The 23,218-nt window shown below is 63.4% G+C and carries 19 protein-coding genes; 8 read left to right on the forward strand and 11 right to left on the reverse strand.

Features of this window, described 5'->3' with window-relative positions:
* Positions 1–43: 43 nt before the first annotated feature.
* From dprA to R0382_RS08070, 4 genes are all read left to right on the forward strand, one after another.
* Complete coding sequence (gene dprA / locus R0382_RS08055; protein ID WP_432723735.1) at positions 44–1,147, forward strand: DNA-processing protein DprA; 1,104 nt, start codon at positions 44–46, stop codon at positions 1,145–1,147.
* A 30-nt stretch (positions 1,148–1,177) separates the two neighbouring features.
* Entirely contained in the window at positions 1,178–1,630 is a 453-nt protein-coding gene (locus tag R0382_RS08060) for a DUF494 family protein (RefSeq protein WP_432723737.1), read from the forward strand.
* A gap of 63 nt (positions 1,631–1,693) precedes the next feature.
* Positions 1,694–3,982, forward strand: a complete 2,289-nt coding sequence (gene topA / locus R0382_RS08065; RefSeq protein ID WP_432723739.1) for a type I DNA topoisomerase — start codon at positions 1,694–1,696, stop codon at positions 3,980–3,982.
* A gap of 42 nt (positions 3,983–4,024) precedes the next feature.
* Positions 4,025–6,604: an EAL domain-containing protein gene (locus tag R0382_RS08070; protein ID WP_432723741.1), complete on the forward strand. Its 2,580-nt coding sequence runs from the start codon at positions 4,025–4,027 to the stop codon at positions 6,602–6,604.
* Between the two features lie 29 nt (positions 6,605–6,633).
* Here R0382_RS08070 and R0382_RS08075 read toward each other — a convergent pair whose 3' ends face one another.
* The 10 genes from R0382_RS08075 to R0382_RS08120 all read right to left on the reverse strand — a co-directional run bounded on the left by R0382_RS08075 (position 6,634) and on the right by R0382_RS08120 (position 16,450).
* A complete protein-coding gene (locus R0382_RS08075; RefSeq protein ID WP_432723743.1) occupies positions 6,634–6,846 on the reverse strand; it encodes a hypothetical protein in 213 nt (70 codons plus the stop codon).
* A 172-nt stretch (positions 6,847–7,018) separates the two neighbouring features.
* Entirely contained in the window at positions 7,019–7,747 is a 729-nt protein-coding gene (locus R0382_RS08080; protein ID WP_432723745.1) for an amino acid ABC transporter ATP-binding protein, read from the reverse strand.
* Positions 7,744–8,409: an amino acid ABC transporter permease gene (locus R0382_RS08085; RefSeq protein ID WP_432723747.1), complete on the reverse strand. Its 666-nt coding sequence runs from the start codon at positions 8,407–8,409 to the stop codon at positions 7,744–7,746. The genes R0382_RS08080 and R0382_RS08085 overlap by 4 nt, the downstream gene beginning before the upstream one ends.
* A gap of 1 nt (position 8,410) precedes the next feature.
* Positions 8,411–9,157, reverse strand: coding sequence for an amino acid ABC transporter permease (locus R0382_RS08090; RefSeq protein WP_432723749.1), 747 nt, complete (start codon positions 9,155–9,157; stop codon positions 8,411–8,413).
* A gap of 112 nt (positions 9,158–9,269) precedes the next feature.
* The gene (locus R0382_RS08095) at positions 9,270–10,169 is read right to left on the reverse strand and encodes a glutamate/aspartate ABC transporter substrate-binding protein (RefSeq protein WP_432723751.1); all 900 of its coding nucleotides are present in this window, start codon (positions 10,167–10,169) and stop codon (positions 9,270–9,272) included.
* Between the two features lie 154 nt (positions 10,170–10,323).
* Positions 10,324–11,064, reverse strand: coding sequence for an amino acid ABC transporter ATP-binding protein (locus R0382_RS08100; RefSeq protein ID WP_432723753.1), 741 nt, complete (start codon positions 11,062–11,064; stop codon positions 10,324–10,326).
* An 84-nt stretch (positions 11,065–11,148) separates the two neighbouring features.
* Positions 11,149–11,940 carry a 16S rRNA (adenine(1518)-N(6)/adenine(1519)-N(6))-dimethyltransferase RsmA gene (rsmA, locus tag R0382_RS08105; RefSeq protein ID WP_432723754.1) on the reverse strand — a complete coding sequence of 264 codons (792 nt, stop codon included), beginning with the start codon at positions 11,938–11,940 and terminating at the stop codon, positions 11,149–11,151.
* A gap of 24 nt (positions 11,941–11,964) precedes the next feature.
* Positions 11,965–12,942 carry a 4-hydroxythreonine-4-phosphate dehydrogenase PdxA gene (gene pdxA, locus R0382_RS08110; protein ID WP_432723756.1) on the reverse strand — a complete coding sequence of 326 codons (978 nt, stop codon included), beginning with the start codon at positions 12,940–12,942 and terminating at the stop codon, positions 11,965–11,967.
* Positions 12,942–14,234 (reverse strand): peptidylprolyl isomerase, encoded by a 1,293-nt coding sequence (locus tag R0382_RS08115; protein ID WP_432723758.1) that lies wholly within the window; start codon positions 14,232–14,234, stop codon positions 12,942–12,944. Before R0382_RS08115 ends, pdxA begins: the two co-directional genes overlap by 1 nt.
* Before the next feature lie 8 nt (positions 14,235–14,242).
* On the reverse strand, positions 14,243–16,450 hold the full coding sequence (locus R0382_RS08120; protein WP_432723760.1) for an LPS-assembly protein LptD: 2,208 nt from the start codon (positions 16,448–16,450) through the stop codon (positions 14,243–14,245).
* A gap of 59 nt (positions 16,451–16,509) precedes the next feature.
* On the opposite strand from R0382_RS08120, the gene R0382_RS08125 reads away from it, so the two are divergent.
* The 3 genes from R0382_RS08125 (at position 16,510) to R0382_RS08135 (ending at position 20,014) form a co-directional block, all read left to right on the forward strand.
* Complete coding sequence (locus tag R0382_RS08125; RefSeq protein ID WP_432723762.1) at positions 16,510–17,505, forward strand: aminoglycoside phosphotransferase family protein; 996 nt, start codon at positions 16,510–16,512, stop codon at positions 17,503–17,505.
* Positions 17,506–17,513: 8 nt separating this feature from the next.
* On the forward strand, positions 17,514–18,203 hold the full coding sequence (gene murU, locus R0382_RS08130; protein WP_432723763.1) for an N-acetylmuramate alpha-1-phosphate uridylyltransferase MurU: 690 nt from the start codon (positions 17,514–17,516) through the stop codon (positions 18,201–18,203).
* A 107-nt stretch (positions 18,204–18,310) separates the two neighbouring features.
* Positions 18,311–20,014, forward strand: coding sequence for a PHA/PHB synthase family protein (locus R0382_RS08135; RefSeq protein ID WP_432723765.1), 1,704 nt, complete (start codon positions 18,311–18,313; stop codon positions 20,012–20,014).
* On the opposite strand, the gene gpmA is transcribed toward R0382_RS08135, so the two are convergent.
* Complete coding sequence (gene gpmA / locus R0382_RS08140; protein ID WP_432723767.1) at positions 20,015–20,701, reverse strand: 2,3-diphosphoglycerate-dependent phosphoglycerate mutase; 687 nt, start codon at positions 20,699–20,701, stop codon at positions 20,015–20,017.
* 416 nt (positions 20,702–21,117) lie between these two features.
* Between gpmA and tkt the strand changes: the two genes are divergently transcribed.
* Positions 21,118–23,118, forward strand: coding sequence for a transketolase (gene tkt, locus R0382_RS08145; protein ID WP_432723769.1), 2,001 nt, complete (start codon positions 21,118–21,120; stop codon positions 23,116–23,118).
* Positions 23,119–23,218: the final 100 nt, after the last annotated feature.

The following is a 23,218-nucleotide window of genomic DNA, read 5'->3' on the forward strand; positions in this document are numbered from 1 at the left end:
CTGACGGCCGCGCATTGCGCGGCCGTTTTATTTCGGAGCCGTCATGGCCGATTCTGATCTCGCCGACTGGCTGCGATTTGCGACCGTGCCCGGCGTCGGGCCGCGCCGGCAGCTGGCGTTGCTGCGGGCCTTCGGCGAGCCTGCCCGGGCCTTGGCGGCCGGCGAAGCCGCACTGCGCGAGCATTTGCCGGATGGATTGCTGGCGGCGTGGGTGTGTGCCGCCGCTGCGCCATCGCCACAGGTCGAGGCGACGTTGGCTTGGCTGGCGACACCGGCGACCGCCGTGGTCACGCTCGGCGACGCGGCCTATCCCGCCCGCTTGCTCGATCTGCCCGATCCGCCGGTACTGCTTTATCTGAAAGGACGCACCGCACTGCTGCAAGGCACGATGCTGGGCGTCGTCGGCAGCCGTGGCGCCACGCCGCAAGGGATCGACAATGCCAAGGCATTTTCCGCGGCATTGTCGGGCGCGGGGCTGGGCATTGTCAGCGGGCTGGCGGCGGGCATCGATGCGGCCGCGCATCTGGGCGGCCTGGACGGGGAAGGGAGGACGGTCGCGATCGTCGGCACCGGGCTCGATCGCGTCTACCCGGCCAGCAACCGCGCGCTGGCGCACCGGATTGCCGAAGACGGGCTGCTGATTTCGGAATTCCCGCTCGGCGCGCCGCCAAAGGCCGAGCATTTCCCGCGCCGCAACCGGCTGATCGCCGCCTTGTCGCACGGTGTGTTGGTGGTCGAGGCCGCGCTCGGCAGCGGTTCGCTGATTACCGCCCGGCAGGCGGTCGAACTGGGGCGCGAGGTGTTCGCGATCCCGGGCTCGATCCATTCACCGCAATCGCGCGGCTGCCATCGGCTGATCAAGGACGGGGCCAAGCTGGTCGAGTCGGCCGATGATGTGCTCGGCGAACTCGATTGGCAGACTCGCCTGCTGCCACCGCGGCGTGTCAGCGAGTCGCTGGTGCTGCCTTTCGAGGCCGGCACCGATGACGCAGTGCTCAGCGCGCTCGGCCACGATCCGGCCGATCTTGATGCGCTGGTGGTACGAAGCGGCTTGACGGTCGAGCGGCTGTGCGCGATTCTGCTCGGCTTGGAATTGACCGGCCGTGTCGCGACGTTACCGGGCGGCCGCTATCAGCGGCTGGCTTGAATCGTGCGGCAACGGCCCCAGATGGATTGCATGCTCGACGTTCTCGCCTACCTTTTTCAGCAGTACTACGACGCCGATGGCGAACCGGACATGCCGCAACTGGCACGCCGTTTGTCTGGCGCCGGTTTTGACGACGACGAGATTCGCGATGCGCTGGCCTGGCTGTCCGAGCTGCCGCAGCTCGATGTCGGCGCCTACGCCGCGCTGTCGATCGACGGCCCGCGCATGCTGCATCCGATCGAAGCTCACAAGCTGAGCGACGAGGCGATTGCCTACTGGCATTCGCTCGAAGCATCGAAGGTGCTGTCGCCCGAAGAGCGCGAACTGGTGCTCGATCGCGTGTTGCGCGACGACGCCGGCGAAGTCGAGGCCGATCGGCTCAAGCTGATCGTGCTGATGGTCGTCTGGCGCAAACGTGATGAACTGTCTAACCTCCTGATCGAGGAGATCCTCTTCGGTCGCGACGGCGCGACGCTGCATTAAGCCTCGCTTGCCTCGCAGGCAGACCGGGTCTAATATCCGCCACTTTTTTGAGCATCGGCCGCCATGCCCGCCAATCTGTTGATCGTAGAATCGCCATCCAAGGCGAAGACGCTGCAAAAGTACCTCGGCAAGGACTTCCAGATCCTTGCCTCCTACGGTCACGTCCGCGGTCTGGTGCGCAAGGACGGTTCGGTCGACACCGAAAACGACTTCAAGATGAAGTATCAGGTGATCGACAAGAACAAGAAGCACGTCGACGCCATCTGTGCTGCGGTGAAAGAAGCCGAACACGTCTATCTGGCATCTGACCCGGACCGCGAAGGCGAGGCGATCTCCTGGCACATCATGGAGATCCTCAAGGGCAAGAAACTGCTGGATCCGGCCAAGACGTTCAAGCGCGTCGTGTTCCACGAAATCACCGAATCGGCGGTCAAGGCCGCGATTGACAACCCGCGCGACATCGACAGCAATCTGGTCAACGCCCAGCAGGCGCGCAGCGCGCTCGATTACCTCGTCGGTTTCAATCTGTCGCCGCTGTTGTGGCGCAAGGTCCGTTCGGGCCTGTCGGCCGGCCGCGTGCAGAGCCCGGCGCTGCGGCTGATCTGCGAGCGCGAGATCGAAATCCGCGCGTTTACCGCGCAGGAATACTGGAGCATCCACCTCGACAGCCACAAGGGCCGGACCAAGTTTGGCGCCCGCTTGTCGCAGTGGCAGGGCAAGAAGCTCGACCAGTTCGACATTCCCGACGAGGCCACGCAGGCCGACATCCTCAAGGCGCTTGATGGCGCCGATGCGCGTGTCGCCAAGGTCGAGAAGAAGAAGAAATCCCGCAGCCCGGCCGCGCCGTTCACCACGTCGACACTGCAACAGGAAGGTGTGCGCAAGCTCGGCATGACCACCGACCGGGTGATGCGCACCGCGCAGCAGCTGTATGAAGGTATCAACCTTGGCGGCGAAACCGTCGGTCTGATCACCTATATGCGTACCGATGCGGTGGCGCTGTCGAACGAAGCGCTGACCGACATCCGCGAATACATCGAAGGTAACTTCGATAAGGACTATCTGCCGAAAGAGGCGGTCGTCTACAAGAACAAGTCCAAGAATGCCCAGGAGGCGCACGAAGCGGTGCGCCCGACGTCGATCGCGCGGACGCCCGACTCGGTCAAGGCCTTCCTCAGCGCCGACCAGTTCAAGCTCTACCAGATGATCTGGAAGCGCACGCTGGCGTGCCAGATGACGCCGGCCAAGTTCGATACCGTCGGCATCGACATCGAAGTCGGCGCGCAGGCCGTGTTCCGTGCTTCGGGCCAGACGCTGGTGTTCCCGGGCTTCATCGCCGTGTATCAGGAAGACCAGGACGATGTCGAGGACGACGAGGACGAAGCCCGTCTGCCGGCGCTCGACGAAGGCGAAGTCCTGCCGGTCGACAAGGTCTTCGGCGAGCAGCACTTTACCCAGCCGCCGCCGCGTTATTCGGAAGCCAGCCTGGTGAAGGCACTGGAAGAGTTCGGCATCGGCCGGCCGTCGACCTACGCGTCGATCATCAAGACGCTGAAAGACCGCGAGTATGTCGACCTCGACAAGAAGCGCTTCATTCCGACCGACACCGGCGAAGTGGTCAACAAGTTCCTGACCGACCATTTCACCCAGTACGTCGACTACAACTTCACCGCCAAGCTCGAAGACCAGCTCGACGAAATCTCCAACGGCTCGCGCGAATGGGTGCCGGTGCTTGATGATTTCTGGAAGCGTTTCCATAGCACGGTCGAAGAAAAGCAAAGCCTGTCGCGCAAGGAAGTAACGCAGGAAGAGCTCGAGGAAGACTGCCCGAAGTGCGGCAACAAGCTGGCGATCCGGCTGGGCAAGCGGGGCCGCTTCATCGGCTGCACCACGTATCCGGAATGCGATTACACCCGCAATCTCGGCGACGACGCCGATGCGGCGCCGGTCGAGCCCGAGGTTGTGCCGGACCGGACCTGCCCGAAATGCGACAGCGCACTGCATATCAAGGTGGGCCGCTACGGCAAGTTCATCGGTTGTTCGGCCTATCCGAAGTGCAAGCATATCGAGCCGCTCGAGCCGCCGAAGGATACCGGCGTCGAATGCCCGTCCTGCCACAAGGGCACGCTGAAAGAGAAGAAGAGCCGCTACGGCAAGTTGTTCTACTCGTGCAGCACCTACCCGGACTGCACCTACGCGACGTGGGATCCGCCGATCGCCGAAGCCTGCCCGCAATGCCAATGGCCGGTGCTGACGATCAAGACGACCAAACGGCGCGGCGTCGAGAAGAAGTGCCCGCAAAAGGAATGCGGCTGGTCCGAAGTGATCGAGCCGCCGGCCCCGAAGGAATGATGACAAACACCCGGCTTCGGCCGGGTGTTTCAATGGAACCCCATGCCCCATTCCTCCGATTGGACGCCTGCCGCGCTCTCCGCTGCTGCGGCACCGTTTGCCCGCCAGCAAGCCTACTTTGACGCGTTCGATCGCGTCGTGGCCCAGTTCGCCGGCTTTGACGCACCTGACCTCGAAGCCCTGGTCGAAGCGCTGGCCGACGCGAGCCTGGCCGATCTCGTTTGCCTGTATCGCAGCGACGGCCCGCGGCTCCGGCTGGAAGCACACTGGTTAACGCCTGACGCCAACGCGTCGCTCTTGCCGATGACCACGCTGCGGCTGAGCGATCATCCGCTGCTGGCCGACACGCTGGCCGTCGGCATGTTGCTGCAGCGCTCGCTGCTCGAGTTGCCGATTCCGGAGCAGATGCTGCTGGCCGGGATCGGTGCGCGCCGCATCGTTACGCTGCCGCTGCTCGATCGCGGCGAGCCGTTCGGCCTGCTGGTGTTCGTCAACGAAGACGAGGCCCGGGTACGCAGCCACGACGAACTGACGCTGCTGACCATGCTCGGTCGGCAGCTGGCGCAAGGCTTGGTGCGGCTCGACGTCGATGCCGCTTTGCGTGCCGAGCGCGACCGCCTGGCCGCGCTCGTCGGTGCGACCGACGACATGGTGTTCGAACTGTCCGCACAAGGCGCCATCGTCCGTGCCTGGTCGGGGCATCCGGTCATGCCGCACGCCGCTGCGCTCGAAGGCCGTCTGCTGACGCAGGCGCTGCCCGCAGAACTGGCAACGCTGCTGGTGGCCAAGCTGCCTTCGGTGCTCGCGGGCGAGGCGGCAACGGTCGAATGCCGCTTGGACGGAGTGCAGGGCCCGGTGTGGTTCGAAGGCCGGATGCGGCCGGCGCAGGATGGCGTGCTGGTACTGCTGCGCGACGTCAGCAGCAGCCGGCTCGAGGCCTTGCAGCAGCAGGCACTCGGCGACACGCTGCAGGTGCTCGGCGAAGCGGTGATCGATCTGTCGCGCCAGGGCTATCTGGTTCGTGCCAGCGCGGCGTGGGCGCGTTTGCGCGGGCTTGATCCACGGCTGATCGGCGCTGATTTCGGCATGCCGCTGCTGCATTGGGTGCACGAACAGGACGTGGCCGCGGTGCAAGCGGTGCTGACGCGGACGGCCGCCGAGCCGGCCACGCTGCGTTTCAGGTTGCATCGAGAAAGCGGTGAGCTGATCTGGGTCGAGGCCTGTTTGCTGCCGTTGCCCGCCGCGGCCGACCGTGCGGCGACGCTGCGCGGGGTGCTGCGCGATGTGACGGAGATGCAGCTGAATCAGCAGCAGATCAGCCGGCTGGCGCTGTACGACGATCTGACGCGCCTGCCGAACCGGCTGATGCTCGACGACGCGCTGGCACGGGCGATCGCCGACGCGCGGCTGTCGCACCGCAAGGTCGCACTCGGCTTCATCGATCTGGATCACTTCAAGCAGATCAACGATGCGTTCGGACATCGCGTCGGCGACCAGTTGCTGGCGAGCATGGCGACGCGGCTGTCGGCGGTACTGCGCGAGCAGGACTTGCTGGCACGCTGGGGTGGCGATGAATTCGTCGTGCTGATGCCGGATCTGGCCGACCCGACGCAGATTCGCGCGATGGCCGAGCTGCTGCGCAATGCCGCGCGCGAAGCGGTGATGCTCGACGGACTTGAGGCACATCCGTCGGTCAGTTGCGGCTTCGCGGTGTTTCCCGACAACGCCGAATCGGGTGAAGAGCTGCTCTCGGCGGCCGATCACACGATGTACCACGCCAAGCATGCGGGCCGGAACAATGTGTGTTTCTACGGCGATATCCTGCACCTGAAAGCGCTGGGGCGCGAGCACGTGGCGCTGCAATCGCGTTTGTCTGCGGCGATCCGCTGCGAGCGTCTGGGCGTGTTTTACCAGCCGGTGGTCTCGGCGCGCGATGGCGGTGTGATTGCGGTCGAGGCGCTGGCACGCTGGCAGGACGAACAGAATGGCTGGATCAGCCCGGAACTGTTCGTGCCGATGGCCGAAAAGGTCGGCCTGATTCAGGAGTTGTCCGAACTGGTGATGCAGCAGGCTTTTCCGCAGCTGCGTGCGTGGCGCGACGCCGGCCTGACGCAGAAGCTGATGCTGAATATCTCGCGCAGCCAGCTGTTTTCACCGGTGTTCGTGTCCTTGCTGGTTGAGCGACTCACTGCGCACCGGCTGCGTCCGCACGATGTGATTATCGAGATCACCGAGTCGGCTGCACTCAATGATTACGCGCGGCAGCTCAAGCATCTGCGCCAACTGGCCAGCGCCGGTTTCCAGATCGCCATCGACGATTTCGGTACCGGTTACTCATCGTTGGCGCAGGTGCACGAGATGCGCGCGCAATGGCTGAAGGTCGACGTGTCGTTCACGCAGCGACTGCATACCGAGGCCGGGCGGCGCGTCATGCAGGCCATCGTCCAGTTTGGCCAGGGCTTGGGGCTGGATCTGGTGGTCGAAGGTGTCGAGAGCCTGGATGCCGCGCGCTATCTGCAGGGGCTGGGCGTCGAGTATTTGCAGGGCTTTCACTTCAGTGAAGCGGTACCTGCCGGCGTCGCCGAACTGTGGATGCGGCTGGGGCTGGCGAACAAGGTCTGATAAAAAACCGGGCGATGCCCGGTTTTTTATCAGCCTGCCATCGAACCCGGGCCGGCGTCCTGATGCAGCCGTTCGAGCTGCTGCAGGCCGCTGTCGGAGTGCTGCTGAGCTTGCGTCACGACATGACTGCTGCGGGCGGGGTGAAGCTCGATGCTCTGCTGCATCGGCATGGCTGCGGCGCTGGCGAACTGGGTGAAAGCAATCAGGCTACCGGCAAGGGCGAGTTTGAACGATGTGCGCATGATGATATCTCCATGTGGGGCGCCTTGGTCGCGATGACTTCGGCATCAGTGAAACCATCATATGCCCGGTTATTTAGATTGTTAACACAACAATTAACAAATTAATCAAATAATGAGGGCGTAGAAAAAGGCCGCAATTGCGGCCTTTGATGATCCGGCGTCAAGACCGGGCTCAGTGCTGGAGAATCTTCGACAGGAAGGTCTGCGCACGCTCGCTGCGCGGGCTGCCGAAGAAGTCGTCCTTGTTGGCATCTTCGACAATGGCGCCCTGATCCATGAAGATCACCCGGTTGGCGACCTTGCGGGCAAAGCCCATTTCGTGGGTGACGCACATCATCGTCATGCCTTCGTGCGCCAGCTGCACCATCACGTCGAGCACTTCGTTGATCATTTCCGGATCGAGTGCCGACGTCGGCTCGTCGAACAGCATCGCGATCGGGTCCATCGCCAGTGCGCGGGCAATCGCGACGCGCTGCTGCTGGCCACCCGAGAGCTGGCCCGGGAATTTGGCAGCGTGCGCCGACAAGCCGACGCGGTCGAGCAGGGCCAGGCCTTTTTTCTTGGCTTCGTCTTCCTTGCGGCCGAGTACCTTGATCTGCGCCAGCGCCAGATTGTCGGTGATCGACAGATGCGGGAACAGTTCGAAGTGCTGGAACACCATGCCGACGCGCGAGCGCAGCTTGGGCAGGTCGGTCTTGGGTGAGCCGACCGAAATGCCGTCGACAATGACGTCGCCGGCCTGGAACGGCTCCAGCCCGTTGACGCACTTGATCAGCGTCGATTTACCCGAGCCCGACGGGCCGCAGACGACGACGACTTCGCCTTTCTGTACTTCGGTAGTGCAATCGGTCAGGACCTGGAAGTCACCGTACCATTTGCTGACGTTCTTGATCGAGATCATACGGTCAACCTCTTTTGCAGGCGCTTCACCAGGGTGGAAGCACCGAAACTGATAATGAAATAGACGAGGCCGGCAAAGAGCAGGAACTGGTGCAGCTCACCGACGATGTCGCCGCCGGAGCGGGCGCTGTTCAGGAAGTCCATCAGGCCGACCGCGTAGACGAGCGAGGTATCCTGGAACAGGATGATCGACTGCTGCAGCAGCAGCGGCGTCATCTTGCGGAAGGCCTGCGGCAGGATCACCAGTCGCATCGTCTGGCTGTAGCTCATGCCGAGCGCGTACGCGGCGTTGACCTGGCCCTTGGAGATCGACTGGATGCCGGCCCGGACGATTTCGCAGTAGTAAGCCGCTTCGAACATCATGAACGCGACCAGGCACGAATAGAACGCGCCGATCGGTTCATTGGTGCCGGTCAGCCAGCCGATGATGAAGGGCACCACGAAGTAGAACCAGGTGATGACCAGCAGCAGCGGAATCGAACGGAAGTAGTTGACGTAGAAGCCAGCCAGATTCGACAGCAGCCTGTTGTGCGACAGCCGTGCCAGCGCCAGCAAGGTACCGAGCGCAACACCGCCGATGATCGCCAGCACCAGGAGCTTCAGCGTCAGCATCATGCCAGAAACCAGGCCGGGCATCGCTGTGATGAGCGAGGAGAAATCCATCTTACTTGCCTCCCAGCGCGATCAGTCCTGGCACGCGCACACGCTTTTCAACCCAGCGCATGAACAGCATCAGGCCCATATTGAGCACGAAGTAGATGATCGTCGCCAGCGTGAATGCCTCGAACAGATTGGCGGTGAATTCGGCGGTCTGCTTGGTTTGCGCCAGCAGTTCCATCAGGCCGATCAGCGACGCCACCGATGAGTTCTTGAAGATGTTCAGGAATTCGCTGGTCAGCGGCGGAATGATGATCCGGAATGCCTGCGGCAGCAGCACTTCTTTGTAGAGCTGCGGCATACGCAAGCCCAGCGCACACGCGGCGTTGGTCTGTCCCTTGGGCAGTGCCTGGATGCCCGTGCGCACCTGCTCGCAAACACGCGCGGCGGTGAACAGCCCCAGACAGACGACGACACTGATGAACGCGCTGGTTGCCGGGTTCAGGTCTTGCTTGAACCAGGTCTGCAGGCCTTCCGGCAGCAGGTCGGGCACGATGAAGTACCAGACGAACAGCTGTACCAGCAGCGGAATATTTCGGAAAATTTCGACATAGATTGCCGCGATCTTGGGCAGGATCTTGCCCGGCAGCGTACGCATCACGCCGAGTACGGTACCCAGCAGCAACGCGATCACCCAGCCGGCCAGCGACAGCGCGATGGTCCACCCGAGGCCCTTGATGAACCAGTCCAGGTAGATTTCGCTGCCGATGCCGGTGGAGTGGAAGAATACGCCCCAATCCCAGTTGTAATGCATCTCGGGGTCCCCCCTATTCAAACAAGAAGCCGGCCGCATTCCGTCGGCCTGCCCGATTCAATCGAACAGGCCACGGTTTGCCACGGCCGGCTTCGTTCCGGTACGACCCGCTTTACATCTGCTCGGCGGACTTGTCGGTCGGCTTGGCGATCAGTTCTTTCAGTTCGTCGCTCATCGGGAAGTTCAGATTCAGACCCTTGGGCGGAACCGGGCTCTGGAACCAGCGCTTGTAGATGGTGTTGATCTCGCCAGACTTGTAAGTGTTGGTCAGCGCGGTGTCGACCAGCTTCTTGAACTGCGGGTCGTCCTTGCGCAGCATGCAGCCGTAGACTTCGTACGATTGCGGCTTGCCGACGATGGTCCAGTCGTTTGGCGCCTTGGCCTTGGCCATTTCACCGGCCAGCAGCGCGTCATCCATCATGAAGGCGACGGCACGGCCCGATTCCAGCATCAGGAAGGACTCACCATGGTCCTTGGCGCTGATGATGTTCATGTTCAGTTTCTTCTCGTCGTTCATCTTCTTGATGAGCCGCTCGGACGTGGTGCCGGCGGTGGTGACGACGTTTTTGCCGGTGAGGTCGGCGAAGTCCTTGACGCCCGAGCTCTTCTTCACCAGCAGACGGGTGCCGATTTCAAAGATGCCCATCGAGAAGGCGACCTGCTTCTGGCGCTCAAGGTTGTTGGTGGTCGAGCCGCACTCGACGTCAACCGTGCCGTTCTGCACCAGCGGGATCCGCGTCTGCGAGGTGACGAGGTTGTAGCGGACTACAAGGCTCGGCATCTTCAGCTCTTTCTTCACCGCGTCGACGATCTTGGCTGACAGATCCATCGAGTAGCCGACCGGTTTCTGGCTGGCATCGAGGTAGGAGAACGGAATCGAGGAGTCGCGGTGGCCGACGACGATGGTGCCGGTTTCCTTGATCTTCTTCAGCGTACCGGTCAGTTCCTCGGCTTGGGCGGAGGCGGCGAATACGGCCGACATGGCCAAACACAACGGCAGCAGTTTCTTCATGTGGGAAATCTCCATAGCGTGTTTTTTCACACCAACCGAGTATAGGTGCCACTCAGGAATGCTGCGCTTGGTGAAAACCCTAGCTTACAACCTGGATGCAACACTCGGTCGCACACATGAAAGAAGCCGCCCGTAGGCGGCTTTTTTGCTGTAATTAGCCGTGCATCGGCGACAGTATCTGTCGCAGAAATTGTTTGGCGCGATCGGTTCCCGGCGCGGTGAAAAACGCCTCCGGCGTCGTGTCTTCGAGGATCTCGCCGTCGGCGAGAAAAAGCACCCGATCGGCCACTTCGCGAGCGAAGCCCATTTCATGCGTCACGACCATCATCGTCATGCCCGACTCGGCGAGTTTCTGCATGACGTTGAGGACTTCGCCGATCATTTCCGGGTCGAGCGCCGACGTCGGCTCGTCGAACAGCATTACCTTGGGCTGCATCGCCAGGCCGCGGGCAATCGCCACGCGCTGCTGCTGGCCGCCGGACAGGTTGGACGGATAGGCGTCCTTCTTGTTGGCGAGTCCGACGCGCTCGAGCAGTTCCATCGCCAGTTTTTCGGCCGCATTGCGGCTCATTTTCTTCACCTGCATCGGCGCGAGCGTGATGTTGTCGAGCACCGACAGATGCGGGTAGAGGTTGAAATGCTGGAAGACGAAGCCGACCTCGGCACGCAGCGTGTTGATGTCGGTTTTCGGGTTGTTGACGATGATGCCGCCGACGCTGATTTCGCCGTCGTTGATCGGTTCAAGCTGGTTGATCGTACGGATCAGCGTCGATTTGCCCGATCCGGACGGCCCGCAAACGACGACGACCTCGCCTTGCTTGACCTCGAGGTTGAGGTTCTTGAGCACATGGTGGTCGCGCCCGTACCACTTGTTGACGTTGGAAAATCGAATCATGGGAAGGCTGTCTGTTAGGGTTCAGGCGATCAATTGTGAGTCTGGCGCCGAGCGCCAGGCAAGGGTATTGCGCGGGCTTGCCGATCAGTGGGCGGCAAGCAGGTTGGCGAGCGCGACGTACTGGCCGACGGTGACATTCTCGGGGCGCCAGCCCGGCTCGATGCCGGCGGCAGCGAGCTGCGCGTCGTCGGCGATGCCCTTGAGGTTGTTGCGGATGGTCTTGCGGCGCTGACCGAACGCGGTGGTGACGAGCTTCTCGAGCGCGCCGAGATCACCGACCGGCCATGGATTGCTGGCCCACGGCATCATCCGGACCACGCTGGAATCGACCTTGGGCGGCGGATAGAACGCGGTCGGCGGTACGTCGAGCACCTTGTCCATATTGAAGCGGACCTGCAGCATCACCGAAAGCCGGCCGTAGTCGGTGGTCCCGGGTTCGGCGACCATCCGGTCGACGACTTCCTTTTGCAGCATGAAATGCATGTCGGAAATCGCTGCGCCGAAGCTGGCCAGATGAAACAGCAGCGGCGTCGAGATGTTGTACGGCAGGTTGCCGGCGAGGCGGATCGTCGCGTTCGGGCTGATCTCGGCGGCGAGCGCGGCGAAGTCGAACTTCAGCGCGTCGGCGTTATGGATGACCAGCTGCTCCGGCGAAAAGCGCGTCGACAGGTGACTGACGATGTCGCGGTCGATCTCGACGACGTGCAGCTTGCCGGCGCGTTGCATCAGCGGCTCGGTCAATGCGGCGAGGCCCGGACCGATTTCGACCAGGACATCGCCTGGGCGCGGGTCGATCGCGGCGATGATGCCGTGGATCACGCCCTGATCCTGCAGGAAGTTCTGGCCGAAGCGCTTGCGGGGAATATGTGATGACATGGGGGAAACCTGGTAAAGCGCGGATCAGCCGCGGTTGCGGGCGAGCTCGGCGGCGAGGTCGATCGCTGCGGCAAGGCTGCCCGGATCGGCGCGGCCGCTGCCGGCTAGATCGAGTGCGGTGCCATGGTCGACCGAGGTCCGGATCACCGGCAGGCCGAGCGTGATGTTGATGCCGGCGCCGAAGCTGGCGAACTTGAGCACCGGCAGGCCCTGGTCGTGATACATCGCCAGCACGGCGTCGCCCTGGTCGAGCTGCTTGCGGTTGAAAAGGGTGTCGGCCGGCAGGGGGCCGATCAAATGCATGTCTTCGGCGCGCAGTGCGTCGAGGGTCGGAATGATGATGTCGAGTTCTTCGCGCCCGAGGTGGCCCGATTCGCCGGCGTGCGGGTTGAGTCCGGCGACGAGGATGCGCGGCCGGGCGAGGCCGAACTTGGTCTTGAGGTCGGCGTGCAGGATGCGCAGCGTCCGGGTCAGCGATGCGGCGGTGATCGCCGCCGGCACGTCCTTGAGCGGCAGGTGCGTGGTGGCGAGCGCGACGCGCAGGCCGCCGCCGGCGAGCATCATCACGACTTGTTCGGTGCCGGTGCGCTCGGCGAGGTATTCGGTATGGCCGTAGAAAAACCTGCCGCCGATGCCGTCGTTGATCACGCCCTTGTGCAGCGGCGCGGTGACGATGGCATCGAACTCGCCGGTCTGTGCGCCGTCGATGGCACGGTCGAGCAGGTCGAGCACGTAGCGGGCATTGGCCGGATTCAGCGTCCCGGCGGTGCATGGCACGGCCAGCGGCAGGTGCAGCAGCGAGACCGGCGCATCGCCATCGGCGCGGTAGTCGGGCCAGTCGGCGCGGACACCGACGGCGGCGGCGCGTTCGGTCAGCAGGGTGCGATCGCCGAGCAGGACCAGCCGCGCATGGCCGCATTGGCCGGCGATGGCCGCGGCGAGCTCGGGGCCGACGCCGGCGGGTTCGCCGGTCGTCAGCGCCAGCACCGGCAGGCGCTGCATTACTCTTCCTTCAAGCGGATATCGACATAGGCGCGGTCGCGCTGCTGCCGCAGCCAGTCTTCATACTGCTCTTCGGCCTTGCGCTGCTTGAGTTCCTGGCGCACGCGGAAGCGTTCACGCTCCTGGGTGACGTCCTGCTGGCGGCGTTCGAGCACCTGGATCAGGTGATAACCGAACGGGCTGTGCACCGGCTGGCTGACCTGGTTCGGCTGCAGTGCATTCATTGCCTGCTCGAACTCGGGCACGGTTTCACCCGGGTTGACCCAGCCGAGGTCGCCACCGCGGCTGGCGCTGGTGTCGTCCGAGTAGGCGCGGGCCATGTCTTCGAACTTGGCGCCGCCGTTGACGATGCGGTCACGCAACTGCACCAGCTTCTGGCGCGCATCGTTGTCGGAAACGAGCTCGTTGGTCTTGATCAGGATGTGGCGTGCATGCGTCTGGGTGACGATTTCCTTGGGATTCTGCTCGCGCTTGTCGAGCAGCTTCATCAGGTGGAAGCCGGCCGGGCTGCGGATGATTTCGGTGGTTGCGCCGACCGACATCTTGTCGAGCAGGTCGGTGAACGCCTGCGGCAGGCTGCCCGTCGGGCGCCAGCCGAGCTGGCCGCCGCTGGTGGCGTCGGGCGCGGTCGAGAACTTGGCCGCGACGGCCGAGAAGTCGGCGCCGGACATGATCTCCTGCTTGGCCGCTTGCGCGCGCAGCCGGCGTTGCTGGATCTGCTCCGGCGTGGCGTTCTCGGGGACCGAGATCAGGATGTGCTGCAGCTTGTATTCGACCTTGGTCTTGCCGGCGTTGAGCTTGATGTAGTCGTCGACCTCGCTGTCGGTAATCACGACCTTGGCGTCGATTTCGCGTTCCTTCAGCCGGCTGATGGCCATTTCGCGGCGGATGTCTTCGCGGAAGCTTTTCCAGTTCATGCCCTGTTTTTCCAGCGTGGCACGGAACTGCGGCAGGCTCATCTTGTTCTGCTCGGCGATCCGGTTCACCGCGCGATCGAGCGTGGCGTCGTCGGCCTTGATGCCCATCGCACTGGCGTACTGGAGCTGGAGCAGATCGGTGATCATGCGTTCGAGCACCTGCTGCTTGAGCACGTCCTCGGGCGGCGGCTGGATCTTCTGGTTGGCCAGATTCTGTTTGACCGAAGCCATCCGGTCGTCCAGTTCGTCCTGCGTGATCACGCCGCGATTGACGACGGCGATGACGCGGTCGACGGTTTCGATTGCCGCATTGGCCAGCGGTGCCAGCAGCGTGGTCAGTAATAGTGCCGCAAGGGCCAGGGAACGGAGCTTCATGGTGGTGTTCACTTCAAAGTATCGAAAGTACTGGAGTAACCGGGGATCGAATCGCGCAGGGTGCCGACCGGATTGCTGCCAAGACCAAGGCCGCCAAGCTCGAGCACGGCGAAATACGTGGTGTTGTAGTCGCCATCGCTGGTGATGTAGCGCTGCGCGGCCATCCGGAAGGCCCAGCAGCCGGCGTTGTATTCAAGCCCGGCAAGCGCCTCGAAAGTCTGGCTGTCGTGGAGCGAGTAGGTGTAACGACCGACGCCGTACCAGCCGCGCCCCAGCGGCCATTGGCCCGACAGGTCGACCTGTTCGAGAATGCCGTCGGTGGTGGCAACACCATTGCTGTCATAGTTGATCGGCGCATTGGTATTGCGGGTGTAACGCAGATTGATGACGCGTGCCGCATCCGGCGCCCATTGCAAGGACGCGTCGGCACGATTGGTTCGCTTGTTGACGCCGTCGTACTGCAGTGTGTAGTCGTACTTGAACTGCTTCCACAGCTGGCCGCCGACCGACAGCAACAGATCGGTCTTGGTGGCGTCTGGCGGGACTGAATTGTCGAGCGTGACCTTGGGCGTCGTGAAGTAGTAACGCTGGCCGATGGTGGCGCGGAACAGCTCCGACCCGTCCTCTGCGTCGAGAATGCGGCTGGTCAGCGCCGCTGTGATCTCGTTGGCGTCATTGATCCGGTCGTGGCCGACGAATTTGTTATCCGAGAACAACTGGGTCAGCGACAGGTCGGTGAGCCCCGAGTCGAAGTTCGGCAGGTTCGACTGGTCCTTGTACGGCACGTAGACATAGAACAGCCGCGGCTCGAGCGTCTGGATGTACTCGTTGCCGCGCCAGTCGGCGTCGCGTTCGAAGTACAGCCCCGAGTCGATGCTGGTGATCGGCAGCACGCGGCTTTCGGTCCGGTCGTTCTGGCCGTTGGCGTCTTCGAGCTGGTAGTAGGTCGCGTCGAGCGAGATTTTGGGGACAAAAAAGCTGTATGCCGTGTTGAACGGCATCTTCACCGTCGGCGTGATCCAGGTCCGGGTGCCGTTGACCTTGGTCGGATGGTAGAAGTCGGCAAACTCGGCCGCGACCGAGGTCTGCACGCCCTTGATCCAGCTCGGCGTCGCGTTGAAGTTGACCACCGGCATCCGGTCGTAGGGGATGTCGACCGCATTGGTGTCGCTCTGCAGCGTCTGGAAACGCTGCCACAGAAGGGCCGCGTTCCAGCCGTCGCCGGTGTAGTTCAAGCCGGCTTCGCGCGGCAGATTGGTCTGCTGCGCGATGGCATCGCGGCTGCCGAAGTCATCGAAGTAATCGTCGTCCGAGACCTTCTGGACATTGATGTGTCCGGACAGCCGGTCGGTGAATTGCTGGTTGTGCAGCCAGACAAAGGACGATCGATTGGTCTCGGTTTCCTTGTCGTTGATGTACGAGCCGCTGATCTGCCCCGAGTAGCCCGGCTGCAGGTAGCGGAATTCGCCGCCCATCATCAGGCCGCGCTGCGTCATGTAGTGCGGATACAGCGTCGCGTCGTAGTTGGGCGCGATGTTCCAGTAGAACGGCGTCAGCAGGTCGACGCCGCTGCGGCTGTCGAAGCTCACCGTCGGGGTCAGCATGCCGGTCTGGCGGTTGCCGGTCAGCGGGAAGTTCATCCACGGCGAGTACATCACCGGCACGCCCTTGAACTGGATCCAGCCATTCTGGGCGACGCCCATATTGTCGATGTAGTCGAGGTCGAGCTTCGAGGCGTGGATGTACCAGTCGTCGTTGCCGACCGGGCACGAGGTGAAGCGGCCCGAGTCGATCTGGTACAGCTTTTCGCCGCCGAACAGCAGCTTGACGCCATCGGCGCGTCCCAGCCCTTGCGCGACCACGTAGTCGGGATCGGACAATTCGCCGGTCGACTCGTCGAGGTAGTAGTCGAGCCCCTTGCCGGTCAGGACATCGCCTTCCTTTTCCATCCGGACGCCGTCGCCGGCGCGCAGGTGCTTGCGGCTCTCGTCGTAGGTGGCCCAGTCCGAGTACAGCGTCGAGTTTTCCTGCTGGACGACGACATTGCCTTCGGCCCGAAGCGTCTTGGCGCCATTGGACTGGTTTTGTGCGTCGACGCGGTCGGCTTCGACATACATCGGTGCATCGCTGGCGGTCTCGGCGGCGCAGGACAAGGCCGACGATAGCGCGAGTAGAAGGGCGGAGTAGCGGAAAGGCGGCGGCGGAAGGCGGGTCATGCGGCCGGGGGAAGCTCTTGATAGAATCGCTGAATTCTACCCGGTTTTTTGCTGATTTCATGAACGTTTCCGATTCCATTTCCTCTTGGCTGACTGCCACGACCGGCGCGCCGCCCATTTCGCTGACGCCGGGCGGCTCCGACGCCAGCGTGCGCAATTACTGGCGCGCAAGCTGGGCCGACCGCAGCCTGATCGTGATGCAGGCCGACCCCGCCTTGTTCGATGCGCGGCCGTTTCTGGCCCGGCAGGCGGAGCTGGCCGGCGCCGGCATCCGCGTGCCACAGGTGCTGGCGCAAAATCTCGACGATGGTCTGGTGCTGCTTGAAGACCTTGGCGAGACCTTGCTGGCGCCGCAGTTGACGGATGAAGTTCAGGCCCGGGCCTGGTACCTGCGTGCAATCGACTTGCTGGTGACCATGCAGGTTGGCATGGCCAGCGAGCAGCTGCCGCCGTTCGATACCGCCTTCATGCAGCGGGAAATGGAGATCGGCCGCGAGTGGTATCTGGAAAAGCATCTTGGCGTCGTTTTCGACGGCGAGCCGCTGGCGAGCTGGCAACGCAGCTGCGCCCTGATCGCGGCCTTCAATGCCAGCCAGCCCGTCGGCTTCATGCATCGCGATTACCACTCGCGCAATCTGATGATCAAGGACGACGCACTGGTCGTCATCGATTTCCAGGATGCGGTACGTGGGCCGCTGGTCTACGACATCGTCTCGCTGCTGCGCGATGCCTATGTCGATTGGGAAGAGGCGTTCGTCCTCGATCTGGCGATCCGCTACTGGGAAAAGGCGCGCGCCGCCGGGCTGCCGATCCAGGCGGATTTCGGCGACTTTTACAAGGCCTTCGAGTGGCTGGGCCTGCAGCGCCATCTGAAGGTACTCGGCCTGTTCGCGCGGCTGCACCACCGCGACGGCAAGAGCCGCTACCTGGCCGACATCCCGCGCGTGCTGCACTACGTCAACAAGGTGTGCGAGCGTTATGTCGAACTCGGCAGCCTGAAGCGTCTGCTGGTCCGGGCGCACGGTGCGCAGGTCGACGTCGGCTTCACCTTCTGAGGCCGCGAATGAAAGCGATGATTCTGGCCGCAGGCCGTGGCGAGCGGATGCGTCCGTTGACCGATACCTGCCCCAAGCCGCTGCTTGACGTCGCCGGTACGCCGCTGATCGGCTGGCATCTCCGGCGCCTGGCGGCCGCCGGCGTGACCGACGTGGTGATCAACCACGCCTGGCTCGGCGAACTGATCGAAGCAACGCTCGGCGATGGTACGGCGTATGGCGTGCGCATTGCCTACTCGGCAGAGACCACGGCGCTGGAAACCGCCGGCGGCATCGCCATGGCGCTGCCGCTGCTCGGCGATGCACCGTTCCTGCTGCTGAGCGGCGACATTTACACCGACTACGATCTCGCGCATCTGGTCGGCGTGGCAAGGCAGATGGCGGCCGATCCGACGCGTCTGGCGCATCTGGTCATGGTCGACAATCCGCCGTATCACCCGCGGGGTGATTTTGCCGTCGTCGACGGCATGATCGACCCCGATGCCGAACCGAAACTGTGCTTCGGCAATCTGACGGTCTGCCGTCCGGCGCTGCTGGCCGGCGTGACCCCGGGCGAGGTCGTCAGGCTGGGGCCGATTCTGGCGCAGGCGGCGCGTGCCGGCCGGATCAGCGGCGAATATTTTGGCGGTGCGTGGTTCAATGTCGGCACTCCGGACGAGCTGCAAACCGTGCGCGAGGCCGCCGCGGCGTCAGTCTGAGGCGAGCGTGACGCCGAGGCGTCAGCCAATCGGTATCCGGCATGATTGAGTTCTGTTGCACTGCAACGTAAGCTGAGCGTATTCAGGTTGTTGCACAGGGGACTGTCATGGCCGACAAGCGCTTCTTCCATGAGCAGGCGGATCGTTTAGCCGCCCTGCAGCACGCTTTGCGTCAGGCGTTCGATCCATTCGGTTTCGCCGCCACCGCGCTCAAGGCGCAGCAGGCATGGCTGCAACATCCAGCCGAGCTGAGCGATACGCTGATCGACTGGGGTTCGGATGCGTGGCAGTGGCAGCAGCATTCGATCAGCCGACTGGCCGGCGCCCCGGACATCGACCTGTTTCCGTCCCATCCCGACGACACGCGTTTCGCCGACCCCATCTGGTCCGACTCGCCGCAATGGGACGCGATCAAGGAATGGTATCTCTTCAATACCCGCTGGCTGCAGGACGTGCTGTACGCGACACCGGGTTTGTCGGAGATCGAGCGCAATCGTAGTGCGTTCTGGCTGCGGCAGTGGCTGAACGCCATCGCACCGACCAACTGGTTCTGGCTCAATCCGGTTGCGCTGACCAAGGCCGCGCTCACCCGCGGCGACAGCGCCTGGCAGGGATACCGGAACTTCGCCCGCGATGCCGGTCGCGGCGATATTCCGATGACCGACATGGATGCGTTCAAGGTCGGTGAAAACCTGGCGACGACGCCGGGGACCGTCGTCCATCGCAGCCGTCTGCTCGAAGTGATCCAGTACTCACCGACGACGCCCAAGGTCAAGGCGGTGCCGATCGTCATCGTCGCGCCGTGGATCAACAAGTATTACGTGCTCGATCTCGATGCCAGAAAGAGCCTGATCCACTATCTGGTTGAACAGGGTTACACGGTGTTCATCACCAGCTGGAAGAACCCCGGTAGCGACGAGCGCGACGTCGGCTTCGATGACTATGTCACCGACGGTATCGCCACCATCGTCGACGTCGCCCGTGAGGCGTCGGGCAGCGCGCAGGTACATCTGGCCGGTTACTGCATCGGCGGCACGCTGACGGCGATCTACCTCGCCTGGCTCGCCCGGCGCGGCGAGGCGGACAAGATCGCCAGCGCGACCTTCCTGACCACCTTGACCGATTTCGCCCGCCCCGGCGACATCGACGTTTTCCTCGACGACGAGGGTCTGGCCTTCGTCGAGCGGGTGATGGCGCAGAAGGGATATCTCGACGGCAAGGAAATGGCGTCGAGCTTCCGGATGCTGCGGCCGAACAGCCTGATCTGGAACTATTGGGTCAGCAGCTATCTGCTTGGCGAGGCGCCGACGGCGTTCGACGTGTTGTACTGGAATATGGACACGACGCGGATGCCGCAGAAGATGCACAGCTACTATCTGCGCGAGTTCTATGTCCACAACAAGCTGATCCAGCCCGACGCGCTGACGATTGCCGGCGAGCCGATCGACCTGGCGCGCATCGAAACGCCGCTGTTCATGGTAGGTACTCAGGAAGACCATATCGCACCGTGGCAGCAGACCTGGGCGCTGACCGCCAAGGCCAAGGGGCCGGTGACGTTCACGCTGTCGACGTCGGGCCACATTCTCGGCATCGTCAATCCACCACGGCCCGATTCGAAGCGCCGTTACTGGCAGGGCGAGGCGAAGCGGGGCGAGGAGGCCGAGGTCTGGCTGGGCCGGCAGCAGGCTGCGGCCGGTTCGTGGTGGCCTAGTTGGGTAGAGTGGCTGGCGCCGCGCTCGGGCAAGGACGTCAAGCCGCCGGTACCGAGCACCGGTCTGGGGCCGGCACCAGGCCGCTACGTGCTCGAATGATCAGAGCGTGCGCTTGGCGACGATCTTGAGATCGTCGTCGAGCGTGTAGACGATCGGTTCGCCGTTCGGAATCTCGACGCCGACGATGGCGTCGTCCGAAATGCCTTCGAGGTGCTTGATCAGCCCGCGCAGCGAGTTGCCGTGTGCCGAGATCAGCACCGTCTTGCCGGACTTGAGCGCCGGGGCGATGGCCGCGAACCAGTACGGCATCACCCGGGCAATGGTGTCCTTCAGCGATTCGGTCAGCGGCAATTCGGCATCCGGTATCACCGCGAACTTCGGGTCGCCGCGGCCGACCCGTTCGTCGTCGTCATCGAGTGGTGGTGGCGGTACGTCGAAGCTGCGGCGCCAGATCATGACCTGCGCGTCGCCGTGCTTGGCGGCGGTCTCCGCCTTGTTCAGTCCGGTCAGCCCGCCGTAATGGCGCTCGTTCAGGCGCCAGTCCTTTTCGGTCGGCAGCCACATCCGGTCCATTTCGTCGAGCGCCAGCCACAGCGTGCGGATCGCGCGTTTGAGCACCGAGGTGAACGCCAGATCGGGGTGGAGGCCGGCGTTGCGCAGCTTGCGGCCGGCGTCGCGCGCCTGTTCGGCGCCGAGTTCGGTCAGGTCGACGTCGTGCCAGCCGGTGAAGCGGTTTTCCTTGTTCCAGGTCGATTCGCCGTGGCGAATCAGGATCAGCGTGGACATAGCGGCTCCGGAAAGAACGTTCAGAAGACCAGCGCAAGCAGCGCGCCGAGCCAGATCAAGCCGCCGAGTCCGTAGCGCAGGCGGCGGCGCAGTGCGTGGGCAGACATGATGAACTCCCGACGGTCGCCGACGGCTCGCCGTCAGCGACCTCACGTGTTGAGATGTGTTTGATTATTGAGAATCATTTTCAATTGTGAAAGTGATTTTTCCCTTCTACCAACATAGCCGCCCGCTATGGAGTAGCGTACGCCCCATGCGCCAACCGGCTTTGCGCTGGCGCAACGTCATTCGGTGGGTGTTGCGGTAAAACCTGATTCGATTCCGGTTGTCCCGGCGTGTATGCGTCGGGGATAATGCTGCGAACCGCTGTATGCCGTTTTCCCTTTGAATCGAACTGTTTGCGGAGGATGTACCCCATGGCCAACCGCGCCGAACTTGCCAATGCCATTCGCGCTCTCGCGATGGATGCCGTGCAAAAAGCCAATTCCGGTCATCCGGGCATGCCGATGGGCATGGCCGAAATCGCGTTGGCCTTGTGGGGCGAGGGCGAGATGCGCTTCAACCCGCGCAACCCGGGCTGGATCAACCGCGACCGCTTTATCCTCTCCAACGGCCATGGCTCGATGCTGCAGTACGCACTGCTGCACCTGACCGGCTATGAAGTGTCGATCGACGACCTGAAGCAGTTCCGTCAACTGCACAGCAAGACCCCGGGCCACCCGGAATACGGCTACACCGTTGGCGTCGAGACCACCACCGGCCCGCTCGGTCAGGGCATCACCAATGCCGTCGGCTTCGCTTTCGCCGAAAAGCTGCTGGCGCGCGAGTTCAACCAGCCGGGCTTCGACGTCGTCGACCACCACACCTACTGCTTCCTCGGCGATGGTTGCCTGATGGAAGGCATCAGCCACGAAGCCGCCGCACTCGCCGGCACCTGGGGCCTGGGCAAGCTGATTGCGTTCTGGGACGACAACGGCATCTCGATCGACGGCCACGTCGAAGGCTGGTTCACCGACGACACGCCGGCTCGCTTCGAAGCCTATGGCTGGCACGTGATCCGCCCGATCGACGGCCATGACGTCGAAGCGGTGCGCAAGGCGATCGCCGCCGCCAAGGCCGTGACCGACAAGCCGACGCTGATCTGCTGCAAGACCATTATCGGCAAGGGTTCGCCGAACAAGGCCGACAGCCACGACTCGCACGGCGCGCCGCTGGGCGACGCCGAAATCGCCGCAACGCGTGCCGCGATCGGCTGGAACCATGGCCCGTTCGAGATTCCGGCCGACGTGTACGCCGGTTGGGACAAGAAGGAAGCCGGCGCTGCCTGGGAAGCCGAATGGAATGCGCTGTTCGCCAAGTACGAAGCCGCGCATCCGCAACTCGCTGCCGAATTCAAGCGCCGCAACGCGGGCGAACTGCCGGCCAACTGGTCGGACATCGTCGCCGGCGCGATCGCCGAGGCCAATGCCAAGGGCGAAACCATCGCCACCCGCAAGGCCAGCCAGAATGCGCTGTCGGCCTATGTGCCGCACGTGCCGGAAATGCTCGGCGGCTCGGCGGACTTGACCGGCTCGAACCTGACCAACTGGAAGGGCAGCACCCCGCTGCGCCGCGAAGGCAACGAACTCGTCGGCGACCACATCAGCTACGGCGTGCGCGAATTCGGCATGGCCGCGATCATGAACGGCATCCAGCTGCACGGCGGCTGGCGTCCGTATGGCGCGACCTTCCTGATGTTCAGCGAATACGCGCGCAACGCGCTGCGCATGGCGTCGCTGATGAAGATTCCGACGCTGTTCGTGTTCACCCACGACTCGATCGGTCTTGGCGAAGACGGCCCGACTCACCAGGCCGTCGAACAGACCGCGACGCTGCGTCTGATCCCGAACATGAACGTCTGGCGTCCGGCCGACACCATCGAAACGCTGGTGGCCTGGGCCGATGCGATCGAGCAGAAGCAAACCCCGTCGACGCTGATCTTCACTCGCCAGAACCTGCAGTTCCAGGCACGTTCCGAAGCGCAGATCGCCGATATCAAGAAGGGCGGCTACGTGCTGCGTGATGCGGCGGATGCCAAGGTCGTGCTGATCGCGACCGGCTCCGAGCTGGATCTGGCCGTCAAGGCTGCCGAGGTACTGGCTGGCGAAGGGATTGCCGCCCGCGTGGTGTCGATGCCGTCGACCAATGTCTTCGACAAGCAGGACAAGGCTTACCAGGCATCGGTGCTGCCGGCTGGCGTGCCGCGTCTGGCGATCGAAGCCGGCGTGACCGACGGCTGGCGCAAGTACGTCGGCCTCGAAGGCGACGTGATCGGCCTCGACCGCTTCGGCGAATCGGCACCGGCCGGCGAGCTGTTCAAGCTGTTCGGCTTCACCGTCGACAATGTCGTCGCACGCGCCAAGGCTCTCGTGAAGTAAGCGATTGCATCGCGGTGACGAGCACAACGGGCCCTGCGGGGCCCGTTTTTGTTGCCTGCCGTTCGTGCGTGCCCGGCGGCGCTTGTGGGGCGAAGGGGCG

Source organism: Jeongeupia wiesaeckerbachi (assembly GCF_050916355.1).
GTDB classification, from domain to species: domain Bacteria; phylum Pseudomonadota; class Gammaproteobacteria; order Burkholderiales; family Chitinibacteraceae; genus Jeongeupia; species Jeongeupia wiesaeckerbachi.

What these genes read in the sequence shown, in the direction of transcription:
- R0382_RS08135 (WP_432723765.1), top strand. Translation starts at nt 18,311, where the DNA reads ATGGCCGACAAGCGCTTCTTCCATGAGCAGGCGGATCGTTTAGCCGCC.
- R0382_RS08100 (WP_432723753.1), bottom strand. Translation starts at nt 11,064, where the DNA reads ATGATTCGATTTTCCAACGTCAACAAGTGGTACGGGCGCGACCACCAT.
- gpmA (WP_432723767.1), bottom strand. Translation starts at nt 20,701, where the DNA reads ATGTCCACGCTGATCCTGATTCGCCACGGCGAATCGACCTGGAACAAG.
- R0382_RS08115 (WP_432723758.1), bottom strand. Translation starts at nt 14,234, where the DNA reads ATGAAGCTCCGTTCCCTGGCCCTTGCGGCACTATTACTGACCACGCTG.
- R0382_RS08060 (WP_432723737.1), top strand. Translation starts at nt 1,178, where the DNA reads ATGCTCGACGTTCTCGCCTACCTTTTTCAGCAGTACTACGACGCCGAT.
- topA (WP_432723739.1), top strand. Translation starts at nt 1,694, where the DNA reads ATGCCCGCCAATCTGTTGATCGTAGAATCGCCATCCAAGGCGAAGACG.
- pdxA (WP_432723756.1), bottom strand. Translation starts at nt 12,942, where the DNA reads ATGCAGCGCCTGCCGGTGCTGGCGCTGACGACCGGCGAACCCGCCGGC.
- R0382_RS08125 (WP_432723762.1), top strand. Translation starts at nt 16,510, where the DNA reads ATGAACGTTTCCGATTCCATTTCCTCTTGGCTGACTGCCACGACCGGC.
- murU (WP_432723763.1), top strand. Translation starts at nt 17,514, where the DNA reads ATGAAAGCGATGATTCTGGCCGCAGGCCGTGGCGAGCGGATGCGTCCG.
- R0382_RS08120 (WP_432723760.1), bottom strand. Translation starts at nt 16,450, where the DNA reads ATGACCCGCCTTCCGCCGCCGCCTTTCCGCTACTCCGCCCTTCTACTC.
- rsmA (WP_432723754.1), bottom strand. Translation starts at nt 11,940, where the DNA reads ATGTCATCACATATTCCCCGCAAGCGCTTCGGCCAGAACTTCCTGCAG.
- tkt (WP_432723769.1), top strand. Translation starts at nt 21,118, where the DNA reads ATGGCCAACCGCGCCGAACTTGCCAATGCCATTCGCGCTCTCGCGATG.
- R0382_RS08075 (WP_432723743.1), bottom strand. Translation starts at nt 6,846, where the DNA reads ATGCGCACATCGTTCAAACTCGCCCTTGCCGGTAGCCTGATTGCTTTC.
- R0382_RS08070 (WP_432723741.1), top strand. Translation starts at nt 4,025, where the DNA reads ATGCCCCATTCCTCCGATTGGACGCCTGCCGCGCTCTCCGCTGCTGCG.
- R0382_RS08085 (WP_432723747.1), bottom strand. Translation starts at nt 8,409, where the DNA reads ATGGATTTCTCCTCGCTCATCACAGCGATGCCCGGCCTGGTTTCTGGC.
- R0382_RS08095 (WP_432723751.1), bottom strand. Translation starts at nt 10,169, where the DNA reads ATGAAGAAACTGCTGCCGTTGTGTTTGGCCATGTCGGCCGTATTCGCC.
- R0382_RS08090 (WP_432723749.1), bottom strand. Translation starts at nt 9,157, where the DNA reads ATGCATTACAACTGGGATTGGGGCGTATTCTTCCACTCCACCGGCATC.
- R0382_RS08080 (WP_432723745.1), bottom strand. Translation starts at nt 7,747, where the DNA reads ATGATCTCGATCAAGAACGTCAGCAAATGGTACGGTGACTTCCAGGTC.
- dprA (WP_432723735.1), top strand. Translation starts at nt 44, where the DNA reads ATGGCCGATTCTGATCTCGCCGACTGGCTGCGATTTGCGACCGTGCCC.